This is a genomic window from Dactylosporangium sp. NPDC050588 (genome assembly GCF_040654975.1).
Classification (GTDB): Bacteria; Actinomycetota; Actinomycetes; order Mycobacteriales; family Micromonosporaceae; genus Dactylosporangium; species Dactylosporangium maewongense.
Window position 1 is genome coordinate 1 of record NZ_JBFAJA010000183.1, and the last position, 6,012, is coordinate 6,012.

Sequence of the window (6,012 nt, forward strand, 5' to 3'; positions counted from 1 at the left end):
TGGTTGGCGGTGGTGATGGTGCCGCCGGTCCGCTTCTGCTGCCGGACGCTCCAGTACTGGTAGAACGTCGCGTTGCCGATGATGGAGGGCTGGTTGACGCGCTGGGTGCGGTAGATGTCGTACGTGCTGCCGTCGGTGCTGACGGAGCCCAGCCGCTGCGCGCCGGTGCTGGGGTTGTAGTTGCCGAAATTCTCGACGATGTAGTACTCGATGAGCGGGTTGGTGGTCCAGCCGTACAGCGCCAGGTAGCCGTTGCCGTTGACGCTGAACGTGCCGGAGTAGTTCACCGTGTGGTTGGAGCCGGGCTTCCAACCCTTGCCGACGACGGTGTTGTTGATGTTGCTCCACTGGACCCGGTACGAACCACCGGCGCCCAGCGTCATGGTGACGTTGCCGCTGTCCTTCCAGTACGAGAAGAAGTAGCCGTTGTGGGTGCCGGTCGTGTTCGCGGTGACGGTCCGGTCGGCCTCGGCGTGCGCCGTGCCGGTCATTGCGACCGATGCCACGACGAGCGCGACGGCGCATACGCCGCCGATGAGCAGCCCTCCGCGGTAGCGCCGGCGGCGCTTCGGAGCTGCGGGAACGTCGTTCATGTGTGCGTCCTTTCATGCGGCGACGTCGACTTGCGTCGATGGCGGCATTGTGATTCGGCAGCGCTGCGGGCGTCAATCAATTTCGAAAAACGGCCGCCTCCTGATCTGCCCCGCCGGCCGAGCGGGCAGGAATGAACAATATTTGGCACAGAATGGCTGTCATATTGCAGCGCTACGGCATCGGGAATGCGAAAGTTTCACCGAATGGGCGGTCGAGCGACTGCTCGGGAAGGTCCTTCCTGAAACCCGGATCGAGCAGCTCAGCACTGCCGGGCGTGACCCGCTCGTGCTTCGACCTGATCGAGGAGAACGGTACGGGCTTCGACAGCCTCGACGTTCGGGTACCGTGCCGTGGCGCGATCGCCCTGCACTCGCTGCGTTAGGGCTGGCCGGTTGGGTTCGCGCGATTCGAGGTGTGCGCCATGAATCCGACTCGAGCCAAGTAGTAGCCGGATGCCGTCGCACTTGCCGATGTGGCCGCGCTTCTCGGTCACCCTGTCACGCAGATCTCGCCCATTACTGATCGGCGCACGCGACAGGTGCGCGGATCTGCCGCCGATCGCGCGCTGCGGCTCATCAGCGATCATGACGCTCCGTACGCCGGCAAGGTCCAGGCCGGACTGAAGGGCCTCGGCGCCGGCGCCCTGCCGACCTGAACGGGACGGATGGGCGCCGTCTCGCCGGTCCGGTCGGTTGCGGCGGCCGGTGGTGATTCTTGGCGCGTTCATCAGTGAGAGACGTCGATGCCTTTTTTGGCGTCCTAGCGTCGGCGGTCGGGCGGATCATGCCCGGTGATGGAGGAGATATGGCGAGCTGGGTGGCGCGTTCCAGGTGGTGGCTGTCCGTGGTGGTCACGGCAGCGGTGGCGCTGGGTGGGGTGGTGGTGCCGGCCGGGCCGGCGCGGGCGGCGCAGACGCATACGACGGTGTTCGAGTTCGAGCTGCCGGACAATGTGCAGCGCAGCCAGGTGGCCGCGTGGACGACGGAGCTCAACGGGCGGCACCCACGAGGGGCATCCGGGCTGGCGGATCAGCCAGATCACCAATTTGGTGGGCACCTGCACGATCCGCCGGTTCCGGCCCAACGTCGTCACGCTGCACATCGGCACCAATGACCTGAAGGTTGACCAGGATGTCGACGTCGCCGCGGCGGCGGGCCGGCTTCGTGCGCTGATCGACACGATCCTCGACGGCGCGCCGGAGACCACGGTGCTGGTGGCGACCCTGGTGCCGTCACTGAAACCGGTGCCGAACGGGCGGATCCAGGAGTACAACACGCGGATGCAGGGGATCGTCGACGGGTTCCGCAGCGCGGGCAAGCCGGTGCGGCTGGTCAGCATGAGCGCCGTGACCACGGCCGACATGGCCGACTGGCTGCACCCGAACACCACCGGATACCGCAAGATGGCCGACGCGTTCAACCGCGGCATCGACGCCGCGATGGCCGAAGGGCTGATCGTGCCCCCGGTGGCGGGCGCGTCCGCCCTCCCGCCGGCGGACAAGCGGCGCTGTTGCGTTCGCCGATGATCCGGCGGGAGTGGCGCTCGATCGGCCCGTCCGGCAGCGTCGCCGAAGTTGCGCTGTCGAGGCTGTCGGCGCGGCTCACGTCGGCCTCGCGAGTATGCTCGGTCGCCCTGCGCTGCAACGCGTCGCGCGGCGCGGAAGCCTTCCGCAGCGGGGCGACGCGCATGGCGGCATCCGCGAGCGCGAGTCCCCCTGACCTACGGCGTCGATGCTGGCGCTTGCCGCGGAGACGGCCAGGTCGGCCCAGTTGCGGCCGACGGTTTGGTGCAGTCGGGCGCGTAACCCCGGTATGTGGTCACCGGGCTGCGGCAGCGACCGGACCGGACGTAGCCCGCGTCTTGCCGTGGGGCGCCTCAGGCGCCTCCGTAGGTCTCGGCGACTCCGCGCTGCGACGGCTGTGGGTCGCCACCCAGACCCCCGCCGCGGCCGCTACGGCGATGGGCCATTCCACAACGCCGAGGGCGGCCAGCGCGCCGACGCCGCCGTAGTACAGCAGCCGTTCGGGTGGCGGTACGGCCGAGGCGAGTGTATGCGCCGTCCAGCGGACGTTCGAAACGACCGAGCGCGCCGCTGGCCCGCCGTGGACAACCGGCACCTTGACGTGCGGCATCGGGACATCCTGCCAGGTCACTAACTCGGACTTGGCCTTGGGCCGTTCAGCCTTACTGGCGGGCAGGAGCTTCTCCGCCTGGGTCGGCTGCTGCTCGACGGTCGCTGCGGGGGCGGTCTTTTTCGCCGGGCGGCGGCGTCGGTCCTGCGTCGACGTGCCGGCGGTGCGCGGCCCTGTGACCCGCTTTTGGGGATCGGTTTGTGATCTCGTTGCTGCGGTCGTCATGATTGGGCACCTCCACCCGGGTCCGTCCGAAACAACGCGGCTACCCAGGCGCTCCGGGATCAATCCACACTGGCGGTTCAGGTTCAACCCGGGTGCTCGCCAGCCTCGCTGGATCGACCATCCGCCGTAGCGAGCACCAGAAGGAGTTGCGCGGCGAATTGCCCTGCGACATCGACCGCCCGCAGCACCGCTGCTTGCCTCCACCATCATCGGCTTCAACGGCACCTGGACCGGATCCAACCCGCCGCCCACCGCGTTCACCATCAACGGTCAACGCTGCAGCTGACATCGCCACCCACCACAGCGCGTTCGTCACTCCCGGGGCGCCGGGCCCGCCGGATGGGTCCCGCGCCCCGGGGTGCCACACATCCGCGTGACATCCAAACGTGCCAGAGCCTGGAACGTCAGCGAGACGACACCGAAGCCAAGGCACGGTGCCACGAACGTCCAATGGCTGTGGTGCTTCAACAACGGGTCGGCTCCCGACTCCTCATTCAACGACCCGGCGCAGTCCTACCCGGGTGACGCGTATGTCGACTGGGCTGCGATCGACGCTACAACTGGTTTCGGTCCCTCCTGGGACCCGGCCGGCAACCACTGGACGAGCTTCGACTCCACGTTCTCCAGCGTTTGCGCCAAGGCCCGCGCCATCGCCCCGAAGCGCCCGATGATGGCGGCCGACCGCTTCCAGCGAAGACGGCGGCAGCAAGGTCAGTGGATCGACGCCATGTCCGCCGTGCTGAACTCGGGCAGCTACCCCGACCTCAAGCTGATCAGGCATCGACTTTCGTCGGGTGTGACGACAGGCGGCCCCGGCGGCCACGTCCAGCGGGCCGAGCAGGTCACCGATCACCGCGTTCTCGCCACGCTTGTCCGGGACCTGCCGGTTCGCTGTTCCCACGCGGAGCGACCCGGCGACGTGCTCCAGAACGTTCTGCCAGGCCGCTGAGATGGAACCGGGACACCGTCGCGGCCGGTGTCGTGGGCCCGTCCGCGGGTAGTGTCGGTTCAGGCAACACATTGCCGGTAAGGAGGCCCGATCGTGACCGGACCGGCCTACCTCAGCGGATATCTCGCGCCGGTAGCCGACGAGATGGACGCGTACGACCTGCCCGTCAGCGGGGCGCTGCCTCCTGAGCTGACCGGGCGGTACTTCCGCAACGGCCCGAATCCGCTTCCCGGCCAGGACCCCGGGCACTGGTTCCTGGGGCCGGGGATGATCCACGGGATCCGGCTGCGTGGCGGGCGGGCCGAGTGGTACCGCAACCGCTGGGTGCGCACCGCGGAGCTCGAGGGTGCGTCGTATGTCCGCCCGGACCTCTCCATCGACCGTACCGCCGTGCCGGCCAACACCCACGTCGTGCCGCACGGCGACCGGATTCTGGCGCTGGTCGAGAGTGGCCTGCCGTACGAGGTGACGGCGGAGCTGGACACTGTGGGGCCGTGCGACTTCGGCGGTCGGCTCACCACCGCGATGACGGCGCACCCCAAGCAGGATCCGCAGACAGGGGAACTGCACTTCTTCGGATACGGTGCCCTGCCGCCGTACCTCACGTACCACGTCCTGGACGCGGCCGGCGAGTTGGTCCGCAGCCGCGAGGTCGCCGTCGCCGGGCCGACGATGATGCACGACTTCGCCATCACCGCCGGTCACGTCGTCTGGCTGGACCTGCCTGTGGTGTTCGACCCGGCGCTGATCGGCAGGGAACGCATCCCGTACCGATGGGACGACGCGCACGGCGCGCGGCTCGGGGTGATGCCCCGCGCCGAGCTCGCCACGGTGCGCTGGTTCGACGTCGATCCCTGTTTCGTCTTCCACGTCGGCAACGCGTACGAGGACGCCGCCGGCGCGGTGGTGCTCGACGCCGTCCGTTACGACGTCGCGGGCTTCGGGTCCGTGTGGTCGGGACTCGGCGGCGGAGCCAACCTGGACCGGTCCCGGGCCCAGCTGTACCGCTGGCGGCTCGACCCGGCGACAGGCACCCGGCGGGAGGAGTTGCTGGACGACCGCGGCGTCGAGTTCCCCACCCACGACAACGACCGCACCGGGCGACCCAACCGGCATCTGTACACCGTGGGCGAGCACTCGATCGTCAAGTACGACACCGGCACCGGCAGCGCCACCGTGTACCGCTTCGATGCCGAGCAGCGCCCCGGCGAGGCGGTCTTCGTGCCCGCTGACGGCGCGCGTGCCGAGGACGAGGGCTGGCTGCTCAGCATCGTCACCGGTCCGGCCGGCTCCGTCCTGCTCGTCCTGGACGCCGCCGGCCTTGCCCCGGTGGCCACGGTCGGCCTGCCACGTCGCGTACCGGCCGGGTTTCACGGGTCGTGGATCGCCGACCGCATATGACTCCCCGGCCTGGCCCGGGCGCCCATGAGACGGCGTAACGCAGCGCGCAGCGGTCGCCGCGCCGCCGCCGCTTGAGATCGTGCCGGCAACGGACGTTCTCACCGGTACCGAATTCGCTGACCTCCACCGATCCGCGCTCGGCGCGGCCAACCCGCTCGGCGTGGCCGCCGAACTGGCCGGCGCGGTCGAGCGCGAGCGAGGTCCGGGAGCCGCCGAAGTCGCACAGCGGGACCCGCACGCTGCTGCTCGACCCGGCGATCCTGGCGATGCTGACATCTGTGAGGGAGGACGCGGTGGGGTCATGACCCCGGCACGCTGATGCGCTACTACGCCCGCGTGAGCGCCACCCGACGCCGTGAAGCCACCCAGCACCAGGCCGAGCTCATCGCGTGCTGACCGGACCCATACGGTCCGGGGCAGATGCGGCCCGGCGTCCGAGACCGATCCGTGGACCCCCTTACTCGGCCGGTTTATGCCTACGGTGACCTGGGAGAACGCGCTTGAGCACGTCGCTGGGGCCTCCGACGACCCCCTGGGGTCAAGGGGTCGTGGGTTCGAATCCCGCCGTCCCGACAAGTTTTCGCAGGTGAGAGCCGCTTTCCAGAACGTCGGAAGGCCCGCGTTCCGCAGCTGAGCGGCTGTTCTAGGCACGGGCGCGGAGGGAATCGCAGGTCAGCGGCGTTACGGTAGTCGGAAATGCTGGAATCGCCT

General features: G+C 69.0%; 6 protein-coding genes. 3 read left to right on the plus strand and 3 right to left on the minus strand.

Annotated elements, in window-relative coordinates; translation table 11 throughout:
• Nucleotides 1-593 (minus strand): glycoside hydrolase family 11 protein (locus tag AB0I21_RS56890; RefSeq protein WP_360574325.1); only part of this gene is annotated, 593 nt, incomplete at its 3' end.
• A 260-nt stretch (nt 594-853) separates the two neighbouring features.
• A complete protein-coding gene (locus AB0I21_RS56895; RefSeq protein ID WP_360574327.1) occupies nt 854-1,180 on the minus strand; it encodes a hypothetical protein in 327 nt (108 codons plus the stop codon).
• Between the two features lie 363 nt (nt 1,181-1,543).
• Here AB0I21_RS56895 and AB0I21_RS56900 point away from each other — a divergent pair, with 363 nt between their 5' ends.
• On the plus strand, nt 1,544-2,119 hold the full coding sequence (locus AB0I21_RS56900; RefSeq protein ID WP_360574329.1) for an SGNH/GDSL hydrolase family protein: 576 nt from the start codon (nt 1,544-1,546) through the stop codon (nt 2,117-2,119).
• Nucleotides 2,120-2,411: 292 nt separating this feature from the next.
• Here AB0I21_RS56900 and AB0I21_RS56905 read toward each other — a convergent pair whose 3' ends face one another.
• Nucleotides 2,412-2,951 (minus strand): hypothetical protein, encoded by a 540-nt coding sequence (locus tag AB0I21_RS56905; protein WP_360574331.1) that lies wholly within the window; start codon nt 2,949-2,951, stop codon nt 2,412-2,414.
• Between the two features lie 373 nt (nt 2,952-3,324).
• Between AB0I21_RS56905 and AB0I21_RS56910 the strand changes: the two genes are divergently transcribed.
• On the plus strand, nt 3,325-3,900 hold the full coding sequence (locus tag AB0I21_RS56910) for a hypothetical protein (protein WP_360574333.1): 576 nt from the start codon (nt 3,325-3,327) through the stop codon (nt 3,898-3,900).
• Between the two features lie 93 nt (nt 3,901-3,993).
• Complete coding sequence (locus AB0I21_RS56915) at nt 3,994-5,301, plus strand: carotenoid oxygenase family protein (RefSeq protein WP_360574335.1); 1,308 nt, start codon at nt 3,994-3,996, stop codon at nt 5,299-5,301.
• Nucleotides 5,302-6,012: the final 711 nt, after the last annotated feature.